Origin of the sequence: Actinomadura graeca, assembly GCF_019175365.1 — a bacterium.
Taxonomy (GTDB): Bacteria; Actinomycetota; Actinomycetes; order Streptosporangiales; family Streptosporangiaceae; genus Spirillospora; species Spirillospora graeca.
The window spans coordinates 6,547,093-6,566,898 of record NZ_CP059572.1 but is presented as its reverse complement, the minus strand read 5'-3'; the positions used below and the strand labels follow the sequence as shown (position 1 = coordinate 6,566,898).

The 19,806-nt window shown below is 72.7% G+C and carries 19 protein-coding genes; 10 read left to right on the top strand and 9 right to left on the bottom strand.

Annotation, left to right across the window (positions count from 1 at the left end):
• Nucleotides 1-14: 14 nt before the first annotated feature.
• From AGRA3207_RS29070 to ychF, 4 genes are all read right to left on the bottom strand, one after another.
• Nucleotides 15-3,659: a conjugal transfer protein gene (locus tag AGRA3207_RS29070; protein ID WP_231330247.1), complete on the bottom strand. Its 3,645-nt coding sequence runs from the start codon at nt 3,657-3,659 to the stop codon at nt 15-17.
• A gap of 87 nt (nt 3,660-3,746) precedes the next feature.
• Entirely contained in the window at nt 3,747-4,034 is a 288-nt protein-coding gene (locus AGRA3207_RS29065) for a hypothetical protein (protein WP_231330246.1), read from the bottom strand.
• Nucleotides 4,035-4,097: 63 nt separating this feature from the next.
• Nucleotides 4,098-5,114 carry a conjugal transfer protein gene (locus AGRA3207_RS29060; protein ID WP_231330245.1) on the bottom strand — a complete coding sequence of 339 codons (1,017 nt, stop codon included), beginning with the start codon at nt 5,112-5,114 and terminating at the stop codon, nt 4,098-4,100.
• Nucleotides 5,115-5,663: 549 nt separating this feature from the next.
• Nucleotides 5,664-6,755: a redox-regulated ATPase YchF gene (gene ychF, locus AGRA3207_RS29055; RefSeq protein ID WP_231330244.1), complete on the bottom strand. Its 1,092-nt coding sequence runs from the start codon at nt 6,753-6,755 to the stop codon at nt 5,664-5,666.
• Between the two features lie 178 nt (nt 6,756-6,933).
• Here ychF and AGRA3207_RS29050 point away from each other — a divergent pair, with 178 nt between their 5' ends.
• On the top strand, nt 6,934-8,361 hold the full coding sequence (locus AGRA3207_RS29050) for a DNA recombination protein RmuC (RefSeq protein ID WP_231330243.1): 1,428 nt from the start codon (nt 6,934-6,936) through the stop codon (nt 8,359-8,361).
• Between the two features lie 56 nt (nt 8,362-8,417).
• Entirely contained in the window at nt 8,418-8,924 is a 507-nt protein-coding gene (locus AGRA3207_RS29045) for a DUF6542 domain-containing protein (RefSeq protein WP_231330242.1), read from the top strand.
• Between the two features lie 19 nt (nt 8,925-8,943).
• Here the strand turns inward: AGRA3207_RS29045 and AGRA3207_RS29040 are convergent, their stop codons facing one another.
• Nucleotides 8,944-9,906: a 4-hydroxy-3-methylbut-2-enyl diphosphate reductase gene (locus tag AGRA3207_RS29040; RefSeq protein ID WP_231330241.1), complete on the bottom strand. Its 963-nt coding sequence runs from the start codon at nt 9,904-9,906 to the stop codon at nt 8,944-8,946.
• Between the two features lie 249 nt (nt 9,907-10,155).
• Here AGRA3207_RS29040 and AGRA3207_RS29035 point away from each other — a divergent pair, with 249 nt between their 5' ends.
• On the top strand, nt 10,156-10,998 hold the full coding sequence (locus tag AGRA3207_RS29035) for a DUF8129 domain-containing protein (RefSeq protein ID WP_231330240.1): 843 nt from the start codon (nt 10,156-10,158) through the stop codon (nt 10,996-10,998).
• 89 nt (nt 10,999-11,087) lie between these two features.
• Here AGRA3207_RS29035 and AGRA3207_RS29030 read toward each other — a convergent pair whose 3' ends face one another.
• Entirely contained in the window at nt 11,088-11,513 is a 426-nt protein-coding gene (locus AGRA3207_RS29030) for a MarR family winged helix-turn-helix transcriptional regulator (RefSeq protein ID WP_338028227.1), read from the bottom strand.
• Nucleotides 11,514-11,619: 106 nt separating this feature from the next.
• Here AGRA3207_RS29030 and xseA point away from each other — a divergent pair, with 106 nt between their 5' ends.
• Both xseA and AGRA3207_RS29020 read left to right on the top strand, forming a co-directional pair.
• Nucleotides 11,620-12,834, top strand: coding sequence for an exodeoxyribonuclease VII large subunit (gene xseA / locus AGRA3207_RS29025; RefSeq protein ID WP_231330239.1), 1,215 nt, complete (start codon nt 11,620-11,622; stop codon nt 12,832-12,834).
• A gap of 51 nt (nt 12,835-12,885) precedes the next feature.
• Entirely contained in the window at nt 12,886-13,113 is a 228-nt protein-coding gene (locus AGRA3207_RS29020) for an exodeoxyribonuclease VII small subunit (RefSeq protein WP_231330237.1), read from the top strand.
• 111 nt (nt 13,114-13,224) lie between these two features.
• Here AGRA3207_RS29020 and glpX read toward each other — a convergent pair whose 3' ends face one another.
• The gene (gene glpX, locus AGRA3207_RS29015; protein ID WP_231330236.1) at nt 13,225-14,259 is read right to left on the bottom strand and encodes a class II fructose-bisphosphatase; all 1,035 of its coding nucleotides are present in this window, start codon (nt 14,257-14,259) and stop codon (nt 13,225-13,227) included.
• Between the two features lie 182 nt (nt 14,260-14,441).
• Between glpX and AGRA3207_RS29010 the strand changes: the two genes are divergently transcribed.
• Both AGRA3207_RS29010 and AGRA3207_RS29005 read left to right on the top strand, forming a co-directional pair.
• On the top strand, nt 14,442-15,119 hold the full coding sequence (locus AGRA3207_RS29010; RefSeq protein ID WP_231330234.1) for a TetR/AcrR family transcriptional regulator: 678 nt from the start codon (nt 14,442-14,444) through the stop codon (nt 15,117-15,119).
• Between the two features lie 20 nt (nt 15,120-15,139).
• A complete protein-coding gene (locus AGRA3207_RS29005) occupies nt 15,140-15,838 on the top strand; it encodes a DUF4245 domain-containing protein (RefSeq protein WP_231330233.1) in 699 nt (232 codons plus the stop codon).
• 56 nt (nt 15,839-15,894) lie between these two features.
• On the opposite strand, the gene AGRA3207_RS29000 is transcribed toward AGRA3207_RS29005, so the two are convergent.
• Complete coding sequence (locus AGRA3207_RS29000) at nt 15,895-16,512, bottom strand: DUF1707 SHOCT-like domain-containing protein (RefSeq protein WP_231330231.1); 618 nt, start codon at nt 16,510-16,512, stop codon at nt 15,895-15,897.
• 79 nt (nt 16,513-16,591) lie between these two features.
• Here AGRA3207_RS29000 and AGRA3207_RS28995 point away from each other — a divergent pair, with 79 nt between their 5' ends.
• The 3 genes from AGRA3207_RS28995 to AGRA3207_RS28985 all read left to right on the top strand — a co-directional run bounded on the left by AGRA3207_RS28995 (nt 16,592) and on the right by AGRA3207_RS28985 (nt 19,568).
• Nucleotides 16,592-17,524, top strand: a complete 933-nt coding sequence (locus AGRA3207_RS28995; RefSeq protein WP_231330229.1) for an ABC transporter ATP-binding protein — start codon at nt 16,592-16,594, stop codon at nt 17,522-17,524.
• On the top strand, nt 17,521-18,312 hold the full coding sequence (locus AGRA3207_RS28990; RefSeq protein ID WP_231330228.1) for an ABC transporter permease: 792 nt from the start codon (nt 17,521-17,523) through the stop codon (nt 18,310-18,312). The genes AGRA3207_RS28995 and AGRA3207_RS28990 overlap by 4 nt, the downstream gene beginning before the upstream one ends.
• A 74-nt stretch (nt 18,313-18,386) precedes the next feature.
• Nucleotides 18,387-19,568 carry an MFS transporter gene (locus AGRA3207_RS28985; protein ID WP_231330226.1) on the top strand — a complete coding sequence of 394 codons (1,182 nt, stop codon included), beginning with the start codon at nt 18,387-18,389 and terminating at the stop codon, nt 19,566-19,568.
• Here AGRA3207_RS28985 and AGRA3207_RS28980 read toward each other — a convergent pair.
• Complete coding sequence (locus tag AGRA3207_RS28980) at nt 19,554-19,784, bottom strand: hypothetical protein (protein WP_231330225.1); 231 nt, start codon at nt 19,782-19,784, stop codon at nt 19,554-19,556. The two genes, AGRA3207_RS28985 and AGRA3207_RS28980, sit on opposite strands and share 15 nt — an antisense overlap.
• Nucleotides 19,785-19,806 lie beyond the last annotated feature (22 nt).

Sequence of the window (19,806 nt, the reverse complement as noted above, 5' to 3'; positions counted from 1 at the left end):
CCCGCGGGGGGCGCTCATCGGGTGGCCTCCTGCTCCTGCTGGAACTCCTGGTAACGCTCGGGCACGACGGTGAATCCGCCGGCGACCACGCCGGCGAGGGCAAGATAGGCACGCCGTGTCGGCGCGCGCAACGACTTCAGCTCGTTGCGCGGCGCGCGGTCCATGCTGAGGTGATCGTCCCACGGGATGCGGACGAGGGCCCGGCACCGGCCGCGCGCCACGGCCTCGGCCTGCTCGACGTCGTCCATGCTGCGGCGGCTGACGCCGTTGATGACCGTGACGGCACGCGACCGCAGTTCCTCGTATCCGTGCCCGTCCAGCCACTCGAACGTCATCGCCACCGCGCGCGGCGCGTCGGAGCTGGCCGGGGCGACCAGCACGATCTGGTCGGCGTACGGCAGCACCCGCGCGACGACGGCCGCCGCCGCGTCCAGCAGCGTCACCGAGTAGAACCTGTCGATGGTGCGGATCGCCAGCGCGTAGTCGCGGTCGTCCAGCGCCTGGAGCGGGTTCTTGCCCGCCGCGACCACGTCGAGGCCGGACTTGGCCTGCGAGGTGTACCGGCGCATCGCGGTCAGGCTGCCGACCTGGTCGGCCCGCGCGATGAGCCCGGTCAGCGTCTCGTTAGTCTCGCTGCGCGTCCGCCGCGCCAGCGCCCCGGGCCCGGGGTTCACGTCGATCGCGACGACGGGCTCGCCGTTGTGCTGCGCGAACGTGTGGCCGAGCATCAGCGAGGTCACGGTCTGCCCGGCACCGCCGGTGCATCCGAGCACGACGATGTGGCGGGTGCCGTGGAACGGCTGCTGCAACCGCATCTGGTACTCGGCGTCGACGTCGCCGTGCCCGCCGCCGACGGCCTGGATGAGCCGCCGGAGCCCGCCGGTCGTCACCTCGTGCTCGGGGTCCGGCGGTGTGATCGCGGGACCGGACGGCGGCGGCGCGGGCGGCGGCGGCAGCGGACGCGGCCGCACCGGCGAGGCGGGGCCCGACCGGACCTCCCGCGGTGGTGCCTGCTCGTCCGCCTGCGGCGGGACCGCCATCGGACGCGGCGGCCCGGCATGCGGCGGCGCCGGCGGCTGAGGTGCCGCCTGCCGGGGCAGCGTCGGCGGAGGCACCGCGTGCGGGGGCGGCCCGGGCGGCGGCACCGCGGGCGGCTGTACCGGCTGCGGGGGCATCGCCCGCGGTGGTGGCCCCTGCGGAGACGGCGGCTGCTGGGGCGCCGGGGCCGGGGCCTGCGGGCGCCCGGCCGCGGGGGCCGGACGTGCTGGGTTCGAGAGTCCCTTGGACCACGGCTTCGGCGGCTCCTTGCGGGGCGGCGCCGGGGGCTGCGGCCGCTCGGCGGCAGGCCGGGCACCGAAGGCCCCGGGGACCATCGGCACGTCCGGCCGCGTCACCGGCGCCGGGGGCCCCGGTTGCCGTTCCTGCACCGGTATGCCGGGCTGCCGTTCCTGTCCGGGGGCGTCGGGCTGCCTTTCCGGGGCGGGAGTGTCGGGCTGCCGTTCCGGGGCCGGGGTGTCGGGGCCGCGCTGCGGACGAATCCGCCGCACCGACTCGTCCGGGACGATCACGGGCCGCGCGGGGGCGGGCCGCGAAGACTCCCCCACCCCGGCGACCTTCTTGTCCCCCGGCTCACCACCAGCAGGCTGCGACGGACGCGCCGCCGCCCACGGCTGCGCAGAAGCACCGGCCGCCGGAGCGTCAACAGGCCAGGGCGCCTCCTCGGCCTCAGGCTCCTGCGGTACCGGACCCTCCTGAGCCACAGGAACAGCAGGCGCAGGCGCTGAGGGGTTCCCCACGACCTTCCTATCCCCCGGCTCCCCGCCAGCGGGCTGCGACGGACGCGCCGCCGCCGCCCACGGCTGCGCAGACGCACCAGCCGCCGGAGCGTCAACGGGCCAGGGCGCCTCCTCGGCCTCAGGCTCTTGTCGCCCAGGGCCCTCCTGAGCCACAGGAACAGCAGGAGCAGGCGTCGAAGGGTTCCCCACCCCCACAACCTTCCTGTCCCCCGGCTCACCACCAGCAGGCTGCGACGGACGCGCCGCCGCCGCCCAAGGCTGCGCAGAAGCACCGGCCGCCGGAGCGTCAACAGGCCAGGGCGCCTCCTCGGCCTCAGGCTCCTGCGGCACCGGACCCTCCTGAGCCACGGGAACGGTGGGGGCAGGTGTCTGGGGGGTGTCCTGAGGCGAACCCTCGTCCGGGGCCGTCTGACCCGTTTCTGGTCGCGTCTGCGGCTCCTGTGCGGGGACGCTCTCGGCGGCCGTGTGCTCGGGCTGCGGGGCGTCCTCTTGCGCAGACGGTTCGGCGGCGGGGGCCCTCTCTTCGGTGGGCTGGTCGGATTCCTGGCGCGGCTGCTCACCGGCGGGTGTGGCCTGGGCGTTCGGCGAGGGCGACGCGGAGACGATCGAGATTCCCAGGGGCGGGGTGTTCTCGCCGTCGCCTGGGACAGGGGACTCCTGACGTGCCCGCTGCCGCTCATCGGCGGGCGCGGTGGCACTGCTCACGGGCGACGCGGGCTCGGGGGGCGGCGCTGTTTCCTGCCTGGCGCGCACGGCGGGTTGCTGTGGTGCGGCCTGAGGCGGCTGCGTGTCGGCGGGGCCGGGGGCCTGGGCGGCTTGCTGGACGGGCGCGTCCCCGTGACGTTCGGTGGTCGGCCGCGCGGTGGGGGCCGGGGGCTGCTGGGGGATGTCGGGGCGCGTGGGTGCCGGGGGCGTGGCCTGCCAGAACTCGGCGGGCTCGCCGGGGCGGCGGACGCCGGAGGCCAGGGCCCGCTTGCCGGAGCCGGGGGTCTCCAGCTGGGGGGTCGCGGGCGGGCGTTCGATCTCCTGGTGCACCACGAGGACGTCGTCTTCGTGCGAGATGTCGCGGGTGGTGCGGCGCCAGGGCTTGGGCTGGCGCGGGGGGACGCGGTGGCCCGCGCGCGCGTCCTGGCCGACGAACTCGGCCGGAGGTACGCCGGTGACGGGCGCCTCGGCGGGTGGCGTGTCGGCGGTGGCGACGTGGAGGTCGGCGCGCGCGACCTGGACGTCGGGAGGCGCGCTGCGCGCGGCGGGGACCGCGGGGGCCTGCGCCTGGATCGGGGTCGCAGGGGTCGGTGTCGCCTGCGGGCCGCGTTGGGCGGCGTACTCGGCGAGCGGCTGCGGCGCGGAGGCCACGGCGGGGCTCTGGCCGAGGACGGCCGGGATCCGCTCGTGAGCGGGCACCGGTTCGGGCGCGGGCGCCGCCTCGGCGGCCTTGCGCTTGCGGCGGGACTTGATCGCGGCGCGTTCGTAGGCGGCGACCGGCGCCGGGGCACCGGGACGGCGCCACACGCGGGCGACGATGACGACCTCGCGGGGCTCGCGGATCGGGGTGAGGCGGCACCAGGTGCGGGGCTCGGCGAAGTAGCGGCCCTGGGAGAGCAGGAGCTCGGTGAGCCGCTTGCCCTCGATGACGGGCCGGGTGGCCAGCCAGGTGAGGACGCCCGGCGGGACGATGTAGAGAACGTGCCAGGGTGACTCGAAGGGGATTCCGGCGACCTTCAGCAGCACGATCCAGGGGACGAACACGCCCGCGAACACACCGATCTGGACCAGCGGCAGTGGCATCGGAAGCCGCAGGTCGTACAGCTTGTAGAGCCGCTTCTCGATGCGCCAGATGCTCGTGTACGTGCGTAGATCCACGCCCCTACTCCCTAACTGTGCAAGCACAGTGTCGACTGCCGGGCCCCGCGCGGGGCCCTCCGACCTCGGTGTCCGCCGGTACGGAGATCAGGTGATGTCCACTCCCAAAGCCTTGGCTATCGCCTTGGCCGTCGTCTCGATGATGTTCGGTACGTAGAAGACCACCCCGATCCCGATCGCCAGCACGATGAACTGGACGAAGCGCGTGATCTCGCGCGTGAACAGAAAGAAGATCGCCACAATGGAGACGATCACCAGGAAAAGGGGACCGAAAATCTGGCGGAGCCAGTCCGCGAGCTGGTCGGTCTTGAGTTCGTCGTTCTCGGGCGCCGCCAGGATCTCGTGCGGAATCGACGCCATGATGTGGTGCAGCATCGACTGGTTACCTTCCTTGGTCGGCGGGGGCTGATCTGCACGGTCGGGTCATGTCGCGGCCTCTCATGATGCGTTCGGTTGCGTGGTGCCGCGAATGTCTCGGACGAGCCACTTCGTCCCCCTCTTCACCATGGCGAGCTGGTAGGTCTGCTCCAGCTGGCCTCCTCCTCCGACGGTGAGCTGCCACACGACCGTCGCGGTGACGGTGCGCTCGCCCGGGGAGCCCTTCGCCGCGACGACCTCCTTGACCTGGACGAACGTCACGGAGCTGGCCAGCCCGGCGATGGTCGTCCCGTCGGAGAAGCGCGACAGGGCGGCCTGGTTGCCGGTCGCGTACTCCTGGAAGAAGGTGCCGAGGAAGGGCTGCAGCTCGGCCTCGAGCGCGGTGTCGCGGTCCTGGACGCCGCTCTGGGGAAGCTGGGCCTTGGTCGGCGGGGGAAGAAGGGCGGGACGGGCGGAGACGACCAGCGAACCGGCACCGTCGGCGTACACGGGAACGGCGAGGCGCAGCCATTTGTCGGCCGTGCGGGCGAGCAGCGTCACGGTGGCGTTGCCGGCGTCACGCACGTCGACTCCGGCGACCTGGACGGACTGGACCTGCAGCGTTCCGACGCCGTCCCAGCCGAATTGGGCGTCCGCGCCGTCGGGGAGGAAAGTGCGCAGCTGCGCCTCGCGGGCGGGCGCGTTCTTCTGGTCGTAGTTGAGGTAGACATTGGCGAACTGGAGCGCGAACGCGCCGGCGGAGCTGCTCGGGAACTGCACGCCCTTCACGGGCTTCTGGGCGGTGCCGGGGGACGCGGTGTCGTCGGCGGTGAACCGCTCGAACGGCGCGCGGATGCCGTTGACGAGGATGACGAGGATGACGGCCCACAGCACGGCGCGTCCGGCCCAGACCCACCAGCGGCCGCCGGAACCGCCCCAGCGCCCGCCGCGCGAGCCGCCGGAGCCTCCGCGGCGCCGGTCGCGGTCCGCCGCGTCCCAGGGGTCGGCGGCGGGCATGGCGAGCGCCCGGCCGGGCGCCGCCGTCTCCTCGACTACGGCGGTGTCACGGCCGCGTGCAACGGCCGACCTGCGAGCCATCCTGCCTCCGCTCGCGCCTCGCCCCCGGTCGGCGCGGTCATGTGTGCCTGGTCCTGTGCTGGTGGCCTCTTTCTGAACCCACCCCGGGCCCAGCGTAACCACGAGCGTCAATTGTTCCAGCGCATCGCAGCGAAGCCCAGCCCCGGCACGCGGTTGTGGATAATGCAATCCACCTCAGCAGGAACAGGGAAGATTGCCAAACGGTGACGATCCCCTACCCCAGCCTCCGAACGAGGCGCGTTAGGACGTTCCGGACAAGCACCTCGGATCGGAAGGTGCTTGGTGACGTGGTGGCGAACACGACCGCAATCTCTTCCCGAATGAAACCGGCAAACTATCCTTCACGGGACATATCACCGTAGAACGCGCAGCTCATGGACGTTCTCCAACATCACATGTAACACCCGTCACAATCGCTGCACAACCCCCCGACACGCCCGCCCGGCCCGCCCCGTCCGTCCCGGGACGCCGTTCTCGACCCGCCGTGTCCGCCCGGTCACGCCGCGTACCCCCGCCGACGCTCCGGCGAGGGCACGCGAGGGGACGGCGTCAGACGTTGAAGCGGAACTCCACCACGTCGCCGTCCCGCATGACGTACTCCTTGCCCTCCATGCGCACCTTGCCCGCCGTGCGGGCGGCCGCCATGGACCCGGCGCCGGTGAGGTCGTCGAACGAGACGACCTCCGCCTTGATGAAGCCGCGCTGGAAGTCGGTGTGGATGACGCCCGCGGCCTCGGGCGCGGTGGCGCCCTTGCGGATCGTCCAGGCCCGCGACTCCTTGGGACCGGCGGTCAGGTACGTCTGGAGGCCGAGCGTGGCGAACCCGATCCGGACGAGCTGCGACAGGCCGGACTCCTCCTGGCCCATGCCCTGGAGCAGTTCCAGCGCCTCGTCGTCGGGCAGCTCGATCAGCTCGGCCTCGATCTTGGCGTCCAGGAAGATCGCCTCGGCGGGCGCGACGAGGTCGCGGAGGCGGGCGCGGACCGCCTCGTCCGGCAATTCCTCCTCGTCCAGGTTGAAGACGTAGAGGAACGGCTTGGCGGTGAGCAGGTGCAGCTCGCGCAGCAGCGCCAGGTCGATCCCGGCGTCCGCGGCGCCCGCGAAGAGCGTGACCCCGCCGTCCAGGAGCTTCTGGGCGGCGTTGACGGCGTCGACGACGGCGAGCTTCTCCTTGTCCTTCTTGGTCCGGGCCTCCTTGTCGAGACGCGGCAGCGCCTTCTCGATCGTCTGGAGGTCGGCCAGGATCAGCTCGGTGTTGATCGTCTCGATGTCGCGGGACGGGGCGACGTCACCGTCCACATGCGTGACGTCGGCGTCCTCGAAGGCCCGGATGACCTGGCAGATCGCGTTGGTCTCGCGGATGTTGGCGAGGAACTTGTTGCCGAGCCCCTGCCCCTCGGACGCGCCCTTGACGATGCCGGCGATGTCCACGAACTCCATCGTCGCCGGAATGATCTTCTGCGAGCCGAAGAGCTCCGCGAGCACCTCCAGCCGCGGGTCGGGCACCCCGACCACGCCGACGTTGGGCTCGATGGTCGCGAACGGGTAGTTCGCCGCGAGCGCGTCGTTCTTGGTCAGCGCGTTGAACAGCGTGGACTTGCCGACGTTGGGCAGCCCGACGATTCCGATGGAGAGGCTCACGGCCGTCAAGTTTATGGGTCCGGCGTGCCTGCTCCCGACGACGATCAGGTGAACCTTTCCGGCGCACTAGGACGGATCGGGAGCAGCGCCTGGGAGCGGTGGGGTCAATTGTCCGGTCCGGTGGTCGTTTCCGGCGCGTCGCGGTCACGGTTCGCGCGTCCGCTGCCACGATGAGCGGATGGATCTCGCGCTGTTCGCCGGACTCCTCGTCGGCGCCGTCTTCGGCGCCGTCGCCGGGTACGCGCTGGCGACGGGGCGGCAGGGCGCGCTGATCGCCAGGGCGCGGGCGGCGGAGGAGAAGCTCGCCTACGCCGAGGAGCGGATGGCCGAGCACTTCGAGAACCTGTCGGCCAGGGCCCTGGACGCCAGCAACCAGCGCTTCCTCGAACTGGCGGACGCGCGGCTCAAGGCCGCCGGGGCCGAGGCGGCGGGCGAGCTCCAGCGGCGCCAGCAGGCCGTCGAGCATCTCGTCGCGCCGCTGCGGGAGACCCTCGCGAAGGTGGAGGAGCAGCTCCGCGAGGTCGAGACGGGCCGCCGCGAGTCGCACGCGATGCTGGCCAAGCAGGTCGACTTCGTCCGGCAGAGCTCCGACCAGCTGCGCCGTGAGACCCAGTCGCTGGTCCGGGCGCTGCAGCGGCCCGAGGCGCGGGGCCGCTGGGGCGAGTTGCAGCTCCGCCGCGTCGTGGAGATCGCGGGGATGGCCCACCACTGCGACTTCGACGAGCAGGCGAGCTCGGCGACCGCCGACGGGACGGTCCGGCCGGACATGGTCGTCCGGCTGGTCGGCGGCAAGAACGTCGTCGTCGACTCCAAGGTGTCGCTGGCCGCCTACCTCCAGGCGGCGGAGAGCGGCGACCCGGTGCGGCTGGACGCGCACGCCCGGCACCTGCGCGACCACGTCGACCGTCTCGCCGCCAAGTCGTACTGGCAGGCGTTCAGCCCGGCGCCGGAGTTCGTCATCCTGTTCATACCGGGTGAGGCGTTCCTTGCCCCCGCGCTCGACCGCGACCCCGGGCTGCTGGAGTACGCGATGAGGCGGCGCGTCCACATCGCCACGCCGACCACCCTGATCACGATGTTGCGGACGGCGTCGTACGCCTGGCAGCAGGCCGCCCTCTCCCGCAACGCCCGCGCGGTCTTCGAGCTGGGCAAGGAACTGTACGAGCGGCTCGGCACGATGGGCCAGCACGTCGACGAGCTGGGGCGCGCGCTGACCGGCGCCATCAAGTCCTACAACCGGACGGTCGGCTCGCTGGAGACGCGCGTGCTCGTCAGCGCCCGCCGCCTGAACGAACTGGGCGTTGTAGAGAACTCCTTGAGCGCCCCCCAGCCGGTGGAGGAGAGCCCGCGCGCGCTCTCGGCCGCCGAGCTGACCGCATACGACCACGAGACCCACGACGGCCTACCCGGCGACCACGAGTCAGGAAAACGGCAGCCCGACGACGGGCAGCCCCATGACCAGCAGGGCCCGGAGGTACCGGCGCCCGGCGTCCCGTTCGGTGAGGAGCCCTTCGACGAGCACGACGGCGATCACGACGGCGAACCGGTAGGTTTCGCCGGACGGGCCATCCCTGATCAGCTCGATCAGCGAGAGAGGTGGCAATGAGCAACTCGACGGTGGACGACGCGCCGGGGGGCGCGTCGCCGGCCCCAGGGGGTCCAGTGCGACGTCAGCGCGGTGCGTCCTCGCGGGCGCGCTCGGACGCCGCGTCCACGGCGCCCGTCACCCTCACCGGCCGCGGCGGGATCGTGGTGATGTTCGCCACCGGGCTGGCGTGCGCGCTGCTCTCGCGCTGGCTCGGCGTCGGCCTGCTCGCCGGCGGCGGCTTCGCGGCCGGCTGCGCGCTCGCCGCGTTCGCGACCCGGCCCGCCGACCTGCTGACCCTCGCGGTGAGCCCGCCGCTGGTGTTCTTCGCCGCGACGTTCACCGCGGTGCTCGTCGACACGCTCGGCGACGGGTCGCTGCTGCGCGGCCTGACCGTCGGGGTCCTGACGTCGCTCGCCGCGACCGCGCCCTGGCTGTTCTTCGGGACGCTGCTGGTGCTGGTGATCGGCCTCTTCCGCGGGCTCCCGGCGAACGTGCGGGAGCTGCGCGGCAAGCTCGTCGGCGTCCGCCTCTTCGAGAAGGAGGAGAACGCGGACCCGGTCCAATGGGACGAATCGTCCTGAAGCAACCCCGGCCCGCGGGTCAGACCGGGGTGATGCGGAGGTCCTTGCGGAGTTCGTGCGGGAGCGCGAAGCGCATGCTCTCCTGGACGGACTCGATCTCCTCGGCCTCCCCGTAGCCACGGTCGGACAGCCATGCCAGGACGTCCTGGACCAGCTCGTCCGGGACGGAGGCGCCGCTGGTGACGCCGACCGTGGTGACGCCCTCCAGCCAGGCCGGGTCGATGTGCTCGGCGTAGTCGACCAGGTAGGCGGCGTCGGCGCCGTGCTCCTTGGCGACCTCGACGAGGCGCACCGAGTTCGAGGAGTTGGTCGAGCCGACGACGATGACGAGCTGCGACCGGGCCGCCATCTCCTTGACCGCGACCTGCCGGTTCTGGGTGGCGTAGCAGATGTCGTCGGAGGGCGGGTCCGTCAGTTTCGGGAAGCGCTCGCGGAGCTTCTCGACGGTGGCGATGGTCTCGTCCACCGACAGGGTGGTCTGGGAGAGCCAGGCGACCTTTTCCGGGTCGCGGACGGTCACGTTGGCGACGTCGTCCGGGCCGTCCACCAGGTGGATGTGGTCGGGGGCCTCGCCGGTGGTGCCGATGACCTCCTCGTGGCCCTCGTGGCCGATCAGCAGGATGTCGTAGCCCTGGGCGGCGAAACGGACGGCCTCCTTGTGGACCTTGGTCACCAGCGGGCACGTCGCGTCGATGGTCCGCAGGTCCAGGCCCCGGGCCTCCTCGTGGACGACGGGGGCGACGCCGTGGGCGGAGAACACCACGATCGAGCCCTCGGGGACCTGCTCGGTCTCGTCCACGAAGATCGCCCCGCGCTCCTCCAGCGTCTTGACGACGTGGACGTTATGCACGATCTGCTTGCGCACGTAGATCGGCGCGCCGTACTTCTCCAGGGCGATCTCGACCGTCTGCACGGCGCGGTCGACGCCCGCGCAGTAACCACGCGGCTTGGCGAGCAGGACACGGCGCTGGCTGTTGGTCATGGGTCTATCGTACGAGTCGTCCCCTCCGCTCCGTGCTGGGCGGGACAAGGCGTCCGGTTCGGCGTGTCCCGGTGCCGCGAGGCCGGAAGCCCTGGTGAAGCCCGCTGTGTGACCCACTCCACGCGGCCCCCGGACAGAAATCCGTTAACCCGGGGTGACCACGATCGCACCCATGGGGCAAAGTGAAAACCGACGAGACGATGCCGTCCGACCCTCTCCCGTGTCGGGACGGCAGGAAGAGGAAAGACGATGACGAGATCGCCGCGCCGCCTCAAACAGCAGGTCCGGGACACGGTGGGCGAGCAGGTCCGCGACCTCCCGCTGCACGCCGTCCGGCTCGCCATGTTCGGCGTGGGCCGCGCCCTGCTCCTCAGTGACCGGGTGACCCGCGACTACAAGGAGATCACGGAGGGTGGCGGTGTGCGGCCGGTGATCGGCCGGCTCCGCACCGACGTCCAGAACACGGCGGGACGGCTCGCCGGGCGCGTGGTGGAGCGGGTCCGCGGCGAAGAGCCCGAGCCCGGACCGGAGACGGACGAGCACCGGACGGCCCCGCGGCACGCCGGCGGGCACAAGGACGGCGAGATCTCCATCGGCAAGCCCGCCGAGGCCGGGCACGCGCCCAAGCACGCCCGTCCCGAGCCCGGGCCGGCGAAGCCGGTGGCCAAGCCCGCTCCGAAGCCCGAGGTCGACCGGCCCGGGCCGGAGTCGGCCGCCCAGGCGAAGCCCGCCCCCAGGCCCACCCCGGACCCCTCGCCGAAGCCTGCTCCGAAGCCGGAGCCGAAGGGCAACGCCGCGGACGCGGACGGCCAGAAGGCGGGCAACGTGGCAGACAGAGTGGCAGACAAGGCGGCGTTCGACCCGAAGCCCGAGGTCAAGCCCGCCGCGCAGGCGGAGGCCGAGCAGGCCGCCAAGGACCTTCCGGTGCCCGACTACGACGCCGCCACCCTGCCGCAGCTGCGCGCGCGCCTGCGGGGCCTGTCGGCCGACCAGGTGAAGCTGCTGCGCGAGTACGAGCGCAAGCACGCGTCCCGTCCCGAAGTGATCAAGATGTACGAGAACCGCATCGCCAAGCTGAACGGGCTCAACTGACGCGGGCGCTGTGGAGCGCCCAGAGGGCGCGGAATGAACGGCCCCCCGGGATCCCGGGGGGCCGTTCGCCGTCCCCGGCCCCGCCGGGCTCAGGGGGAGGCGAAGAGCTTGTCGAGGGCGGGCAGCGCCGCGGCGACCGCCGCGCGCTCCTCGTCCGTCAGAACCGCGAACCGTCCGGCCAGGAAGTCGATCCGCCGCGCGCGCCCGGCGGCCAGCTGCCCGCGTCCCGCCGCGGTGAGCCGGGCGGTGACGACGCGGGCGTCGGCACCGTCCCGGCCGCGCTCGACGAGGCCGTCGCGCTCCAGCCGGTTGATCTGGGCGGTCATGGTCGGCAGCCGGACGCCGTGCTCGGCGGCAAGCTCCGTCATCCGGCGCGGCCCGTGCTCCAGTGAGCCGAGCACCGACAGCTGCTGGCTGGTGATGGGCTGGTCCGCCCCCGCCTGGCGCAGCATCAGCACGACGTGGCGCAGGCGCAGGTTGAGCAGCTCGGCCAGCTCGCGATCGGAAACGGTCACGGTCGCTCTCCTCATTACTTAGCCAATCTAAGTTAGGGTGTCCAAGCATTTCCGGGGTGCCGGGTGTTCCGCCGGTCACACCCGCGCCACACCGTAGGCTTCCGGCATGGCGATGGAGACCACGGCCGAGTCCCCCGTCCCGGTGCGGACCGTCCTGCAGGCGGTCGGCGGCTGGATCGGCAAGCTGGGACGGATCTGGGTCGAAGGCCAGATCACCGACCTCAACGCGCGCGGCGGGACCGTCTACATGACGCTGCGGGACCCGGTCGCGAACATGTCGGTGCGGGTCGTCGGGCCCCGCACGGTGGTCGAGGCCGCGGGCCCGGCGGTGACCGACGGCGCCCGCGTCGTCGTGCACGCCAAGCCCGACTTCTGGATCAACCGCGGGACGTTCTCGCTGAGCGTGCTGGAGATCCGCCCGGTCGGGGTCGGCGAGCTCCTGGCCCGCCTGGAGCGGCTCAAGCAGGTCCTGGCGTCCGAGGGCCTGTTCCGGCCCGAGCGCAAGCGGCCCCTGCCGTTCCTGCCGTCCAAGATCGGGCTGATCTGCGGCCGCGACTCCGACGCCGAGCACGACGTCCTCCAGAACGCGCGGCGCCGCTGGCCCGCGGTCGCCTTCCAGGTGGAGAACACCGCCGTCCAGGGCTCGTACGCGGTCGGCGAGGTGATGGAGGCGCTGCGGAAGCTGGACGCCGACCCCGCCATCGACGTGATCATCATCGCGCGCGGCGGCGGCGCGATGGAGGACCTGCTGCCCTTCTCCGACGAGGCGCTCGTGCGCGCGGTCTCCGCGGCCCGCACCCCGGTGATCAGCGCGATCGGGCACGAGCAGGACGGCCCGATCCTGGACCTCGTCGCGGACGTGCGGGCCTCCACCCCCACCGACGCGGCGAAGAAGGCCGTCCCGGACGTGCGGGAGCAGCTCCAGCTCGTCCGGCAGCTCCGCGACCGGGGCCGCCGCTGCCTGGCGGGCGGCGTGGAACGCGAGCTGGCCTGGCTGAAGGCCGTCCGGTCGCGTCCCGCGCTGGCCGATCCGGTCCGGGAGGTGGAGCGCCAGTCCGAGCGGGTGCTCGCCCTCCGGGACCGGACGCGCCGCTGCATCGCCGGCGCCCTCGACCGCTCCGGCGACGAGCTGTCCCACACCCGCGCCCGCCTCCTGGCCCTGTCCCCCGCCGCGACGCTGGAACGCGGGTACGCGATCGTCCAACGCCGTGACGGGACGGTCGTCCGGGAGCCCGCCGACGCCGAGGACGGCGAGCGGCTCCTCGTCAGGCTCACCGGGGGGCGCCTGGACGTGACGGTCTCCGGCGACGGGACGTCCTGACGATCCGCGGGGGGCGGGTAAAGCGTCCCCCCGGGATGAAAGGGTGGGGCGGTGGCCGAAGAGAAACTGTCGTACGAGCAGGCACGGGACGAGCTGACCGACGTCGTCAAGCGGCTGGAGGCCGGGGGGCTGACGCTGGAGGAGTCCCTGGGCCTGTGGGAGCGGGGCGAGAAGCTCGCCGCGATCTGCGAGGAGTGGCTGGAGGGCGCCCGCGCCCGCCTGGCCGCCGCCATGACCCCGCCCGACAACGGGGGCGCCGGCGCCCCCGCCCCCTTCTGATCCCGCACGGGGCGGCGGCCCGCCGCGACCACGCGGGGGCGTGGTGCGGCGCTCAGGGCCGTCCGGTCGGCCCGCGGGCCCTCGGGCGGGCGGGCCGGGCCGGAAGGCAAGCTAGACCGCCGTGTCGAAGTTGATGGAGCTGTAGGCGCGGAGCTTGCTGAGCTGGTGCTCGCTGGAGATGGTGCGGATGGTGCCGCTGCGCGCCCGCATGACCAGGGAGTGCGTCACGGCGGTGCCCTTGCTGTAGCGGACGCCGTCGACCAGCTCGCCGTCGGTGATCCCCGTCGCGGCGAAGAAGACGTCGTCGGAGGTCACGAGGTCGTCGGTGGTGAGCACGCGGCCGAGGTCGTGGCCCGCGTCGGTCGCCTTGCGCCGCTCCGCCTCGTCCTGCGGCCAGAGGCGGCCCTGGATGACGCCGCCCAGCGCTTTGATCGCGCAGGCCGCGATGATGCCCTCGGGCGTGCCGCCGATGCCGAGCAGCAGGTCGACGCCCGTGCCCGGACGGGACGCCATGATCGCGCCGGCGACATCGCCGTCCAGGATGAACTTGATCCGGGCGCCCGCCTCCCGGACCTCCTTCACGATGCCCTCGTGCCGCGGCCGGTCCAGGATGCAGACGGTGACGTCGTGCGGGGACGAGCCCTTGGCCCGCGCGATGGCGCGGATGTTGTCGGCGATCGGCCGCTCGATGTCGACGGCGTCGGCGGCCTCCGGCCCGGTGACCAGCTTCTCCATGTAGAAGACGGCGGACGGGTCGAACATCGACCCGCGCGGCGCCACCGACAGCACGGCGATGGCGTTGTTCATGCCGAGCGCGGTCAGCCGCGTCCCGTCCACCGGGTCGACCGCGACGTCGCATTCGGCGCCGCCGCCGTCCCCGACCTCCTCGCCGTTGTACAACATGGGCGCGTTGTCCTTCTCGCCCTCGCCGATCACGACCACGCCCCGCATGGACACGGTGTTGATCAGCTGGCGCATGGCGTTAACGGCGGCCCCGTCGGCGCCGTTCTTGTCGCCCCGCCCGACCCAGCGGGCCGCGGCCATGGCGGCGGCCTCGGTCACGCGGACCAGCTCCATCGCGAGGTTGCGGTCCGGCGCGGCGGGCTCGGTCTCCAGCGGCGAGGAGACGGTGGTGTCGTCGGTCATGGCGGGGCGCCCCTTAGGTCGGTGGTCACTCGGATTCTCTGTGGACCGGACGGCGGCCGACAAATTGGACCAGACCAGAGCCGGTGCCCGGTGGACGCCGGGACAACACCGGGAGACGGAATCCGGCGGCCGACGAGCATGAAATCGTTTCCCCCGCGCGAGAGGGCGTAATCTCAAGCCTCATGAGCAGCGACATCGACGTCTCATCCGGCGGGGTGGCCCAGGGCGGCGCCGCGCGGGCCGCCGACGCCCCCGCGCGGACCTCCGACCGGGGGGCCGCGACCCGCAGCGCCCTGCTGGCCGCGGCCAGGGACGTCTTCTGCGAGTCCGGCTTCGCGCAGGCCGCGGTGACCGACATCGTCGCCAAGGCCGGCGCCAGCGTGGGAAGCCTCTACCACCACTTCAACGGCAAGGCCGACCTCTACCTCACGCTGTTCGAGGAGTTCCAGGCCGGGCAGCAGGAGCGCACCCGGGAAGCGATCAACGCCCTCCGGGAGGCGGGCGAGGCCGACCCGATGCGGCAGTTCATCGCCGGGGCGGGCGCCTACCTCGACGGCTGCGTGGCCGAGCGCGCCGTCGCCCGGCTGTTCATCTCCGGGGACGGCCCGCCCGGGTTCGACCGGGTGATGCGGCAGCGCCTCGACAAGTGGGCGCGCCGCAACGCCGCGCTCTTCCACACCGAGGACGGCGGGGTGGACGACGCCCTGGTCATGGTCCTGACCGGGGCGATGGCGGGCGCCGTGTCGGAGATCTCCCTGATGGACGACGAGGGCGCCGCGCGGAAGCTGGCCGACGAGGTCATGGGGATCCTGGGCACGATCAGGAACCCCCGTACGGACCCCCGTACGGGGCAGCGCTGACCGTGCGGGATCCTGGAGGGGTGACCGACAAGATCCCCGCCCCCGCCGAGGGCGCCGAGGACACCGCCGCGGGCCCCGGCACGGGCGCCGGCCGCCCGGGACCGGAGGACGGGCCCGCGCCCATCCCGGTGTCCCCGGCCGTCCACAAGCGGCTGACCACCGGGCTCGGCGGCTTCACGATGGCGATGGGCGCCTGCCTGCTGATCGTGCTGGCGATCTTCGTCATCACGCCGCGCAGCAACAAGGAGGTCCTGCCGACCGTCGACTACGGCTCGCAGCTGTGGGCGATGCGCAACGACGCGCCCTACACCGCGTACGCGCCGGAGGGGCTCCCTCCCGGCTGGCGTCCGACCAGCTCCCGGCTGCACGGCCTCGACGAGGCCGGGAAGAAGCCCGTCGCCTGGCATCTGGGGTTCGTGACGCCCAGCGACGAGTACGCCGCGCTGGAGCAGAGCAACGAGAAGGCGTCGGACTACGTCCCGCGCATGACCAACAACCGCAACCCGCTGGGAACGCAGCAGGTCGGCGGGGTCACCTGGACCAAGTACCACCGCAAGGACAAGAAGGCGAACTCGCTGGCGCGGACCCTGCCGGACGGGGTGAGCCTCGTGGTGACCGGCACGGCCTCCTACGAGGAGCTGGCGATCCTGGCGGCGTCCCTGAAGCCCCTGGTCAAACAGGGAGCGAGCCCCAAGCCGTCCGCCTCGCCGACGCCCTAGCGGCGTCCGCCGCGGACGCCCTAGCGGCGCCCGAGCGGCGTCCGCCGCCGAGGTGCTCAGCCCTGCCGCCCGCGGCCGAGCCGTCCCCGCACACGGTCGCGGAGCGAGCGTCTGGGCGCCCTGGCCCGCACCGAGCCGAACACCAGCGTGCCGCCGACCTCGATCGTCGGCCCGTCGGACGCGGGCCGGGTGCGCACCTCGCGCGTGCTGAGGATGGTGCGGCCCGTCACGTCCACGCGGACGCCCTCGGGGACCAGCAGCCGGATCCGCCCGCCGAGCACCAGCGAGTCCAGCACGATGTGCCGCCGCTGGAGGACGGCCTCGCGCAGGTCCAGCTCGACCGTCCCGAACAGGGCCAGCAGCGGCAGCTTCACCGGCACGACCCAGCGGCCCTCGCGGCGCGTCCGGCCGAAGACCACCGAGACCGGCCGGTCGTCCACGAGGATCGGCTGCGCCTCCTCCGGGCTGAGATCGCCGGTGAGGCCCGTCAGCTCCCCCAATGTCCGGGCCTCGTACGCGCGGGACGCGCGGTCGGCGTGCTCCTCGGCCGTCAGCCGCCCGTCGGCGAGGGCCTCGGCGAGCACCGACGCGACACGCTCGCGGTCGGCGTCGGAGGCGCGCAGGTCGCGGACGCGCGTCGGCTGTTCGGCGGCCGGACGACGGGGGATGTCCACATCTAGAGAGTAGCGGCCGGACTGCCCGGCCCGAGAAAACCAGTGGGGTTCCCGCGGCCCCCTACCTAGGGTGACGGGCATGACGGTGCAAAGGGACGGCGGGGCGACGCCCGCGATCAGCCTGCGCGGCGTCGTCAAGCGTTTCGGTGACTTCACCGCGGTGGACGGGCTCGACCTGGAGGTGCCCGCCGGGAGCTGCCTCGGGCTCCTCGGCCCCAACGGCGCGGGGAAGTCCACCACGATGAAACTGCTGACCGCGCAGGCCCTGGCGGACGAGGGCACCATACGCGTGCTGGGCTTCCCGGTCCCCCGCGAGTCGAAGCGCGCGCGGGCCGCGATGGGGGTCGTGCCCCAGCAGGACAACCTCGACGAGGAGCTCACCGCCCAGGAGAACCTGGAGGTCTTCGCGCACCTGTACCGGGTGCCGCGCCGGTCGCGGCGCCAGGCCGTCGACGACGCGCTCGCCCTCGCCCACCTCACCGAACGGCGGCTCACCAAGGTCGACGACCTGTCCGGCGGGATGCGGCGCCGCCTGCTGATCGCGCGCGGCCTGGTGCACCGCCCGGCCCTCGTCCTGCTGGACGAGCCGACCGTGGGCCTCGACCCGCAGGTCCGCGCGGAGCTGTGGGGCCTGATCGACGGGCTGCGCGCCGCGGGGACGACCGTCCTGATGTCCACGCACTACATCGAGGAGGCCGAGCGCCTCGCCGACGAGTGCGCGCTGATGTCGCACGGCAAGGTGATCGCCCGCGGCACGCCCGCCCGTCTCGTCGCCGAGCACGCCGGGGAGCGGGCCGTCGAGCACTACGGCCCGCCGGACCGTCTCTCCGACGTCGAGCGGCTCGCCCGCGGCGCCGGACTCCCCACCCGCCGCACCGGCCCGTCGGTGTCGGTGCTGAAGGCCGAGACGATCCCGCCGTCCCTGGACGAGGAACTGGGCCCGGACGGGGTCCGCCGCGCGTCCAGCCTGGAGGACGTCTTCGTCGTCCTCACCGGGGAGCGTGTGGAATGACCACGGAGCGCGCGCCACGGCTGCGGCGGTTCGAGCTGGCGCCCGTCCGGGGGATCTGGCGGCACGAGCTTGCCCTCTACAAGCGCTACTGGAAGTCGCAGTCGTTCGCCTCGATGGTGGAGCCGACGTTCTTCCTGCTCGCCTTCGGCTACGGGTTCGGCTCGATGGTCGCCGCCATCGGCGACTACCGCTACCTCGACTTCGTCGCGACCGGCGTCGTCGGCACGGCGGTGCTGTTCACCTCCGTGTTCCCGGGCATGTTCAACGGCTACATCAGGCGCGTCTTCCAGCACACCTACGACGCGATGCTGGCCGCCCCGGTCGACGTCCACGAACTCGTCACGGCCGAAGCCCTGTGGATCGCGGCCAAGTCGTCGATCTACTCGTGCACGCCGCTGGTCGTGGCGCTGTTCTTCGGCCTCGACCCGTCCTTCGGCATGCTCCTCGTCCCGTTCGTCTCCTTCTTCGCCGCCCTGGGCTTCGGCCTCTTCGGGATGTGGACGTCCTCGATCGTCCCGTCGATCAACTCCTTCGACTACGTGATCACCGGCGTGGTGACGCCCCTGTTCCTGATCGCCGGGACCTTCTTCCCCGTCGGCGCACTGCCCGGCTGGGCCCGGAACGCGGCCCAGGCCAACCCCCTCTACCACTGCGTGGAACTGGTCCGCCACGCGGTCTTCGGCCTGCACCCCCTGGCCGACCTGGGCCACCTGGCCGCCCTCGTCCTCTTCGCCGCCCTCATGTGGCTGATCGCCGTCCGCGGAATGCGCAAAAGGCTCGTGGACTGACGAGACGGTAGCGCTGGTGAAAGCCAGCTAGGCTCTCGCGAATACTTTTCATGTTTTGGCGGGAGGCGGGGCTGGTGGGTGGTCGTGACCGTCGGGCCCGGTACGGGGCGTATGCGGCGTTCGCCGTGCAGGGGTTGTGCTTCGCGTCGCTGGTGACGCAGGTTCCGCGGATGCAGGAGGAGCACCACCTCAGCGACGCCACGCTCTCGCTGGTGTTGTTGATGGTGCCGCTGGTCGCGGGGGTCGGGAGCGTCGTGTCGGGGGCGCTGTTCCAGCGGGTCGGGAGCGGGACGGTGCTGCGGGTCTCCCAGCCCGCCGTGGCGGCGACGATCGCGGTGATCGGGCTCACCGGCGACGACGATCTGGCCCTGTACGCGGCGGTCGCGCTGTTCGGGTTGTTCGTCGGCGCGGTGGACGCGTCGATGAACGCGCAGGCGGTGGCCGTCGAGCGGCGGTACGGGGTCAGCCTGATCACCGGGTTCTACGCGGTGTGGAGCGTCGCGGGGATCGCCGGGGGGCTGTGGGCGTCGCTCGCCAACAAGGCGGACCTCTCGCTGTTCACCGGGTTCGCCATCGCGGCGGGCGTGGGCGCCGCCGTCTCGCTCGCCACCGGGCATCTGCTCTACGGGCGCGCGGAGGAGGGCGACGGCCCGACGGCCGAGGAGCTCAGGGCCGCGGGGCACAGCGTCCCGTGGCGGCCGATCCTCGTCGTGGGGGCGGCGATGGCCGTCGCGTATCTGGCGGACTCGGCGATCTCCGGCTACGGCGCCAAGTACCTGGACGACGAGCTGGCCGGAAGCGACTGGGTGGCGCCGCTCGGCTACGTCGCCTACCAGGTCGCCATGGTGGCCGGCCGCGCGGTCGCGGACCTGGCCGTGCGCCGGTCGGGGCCGGTCCGGGTGGTGCGGCTCGGGGGGATCGTCGGCATCGCGGGGATGGCCGGGGTGGTGGCGGCCCCGGACGCGGCCGTCGCGATCATCGCGTTCGCGGTCGCCGGGCTCGGCCTCAGCGTGATCGCGCCCGTGGCCTTCACCGCCGCCGGACGGGTCGATCCGACGGGGCTCGGCATCGCCGTCGCACGCGTGAACATCTTCAACTATGTCGGATTCGTGCTCGGCGCGGCCGTGGTCGGCGCCATCGCCCCCGTCAGCGCCGACCACGGGCTGCGCCTGGCCTTCATCGTGCCCGGGCTGCTGATCCTCGTCGTCCTCGCGGCCGCCGGGGGGTTCGCGCCGGCCCGGTCACGCGTCCTCTAGGGCGATGATGGCGCGTTCGCCCTCCAGCTGAGCCTGTTCGGGCGTCATGTCCTGCAGTGCGCGGCTCAGCGCGACCTCGGCGGCGTCGGCCGCCGCGCGGAGGGTGACGGCGTGCTCCTGTGCGCGCTCCAGGTCACCGAGACCCACGCAGTCGAAGGCCACCTGTGCATCGTGACCGGCCATCTTGAGCTGCCGCGCGGCCTCTTCCAGACTCATCCATACCTCCTACACCGGGGAC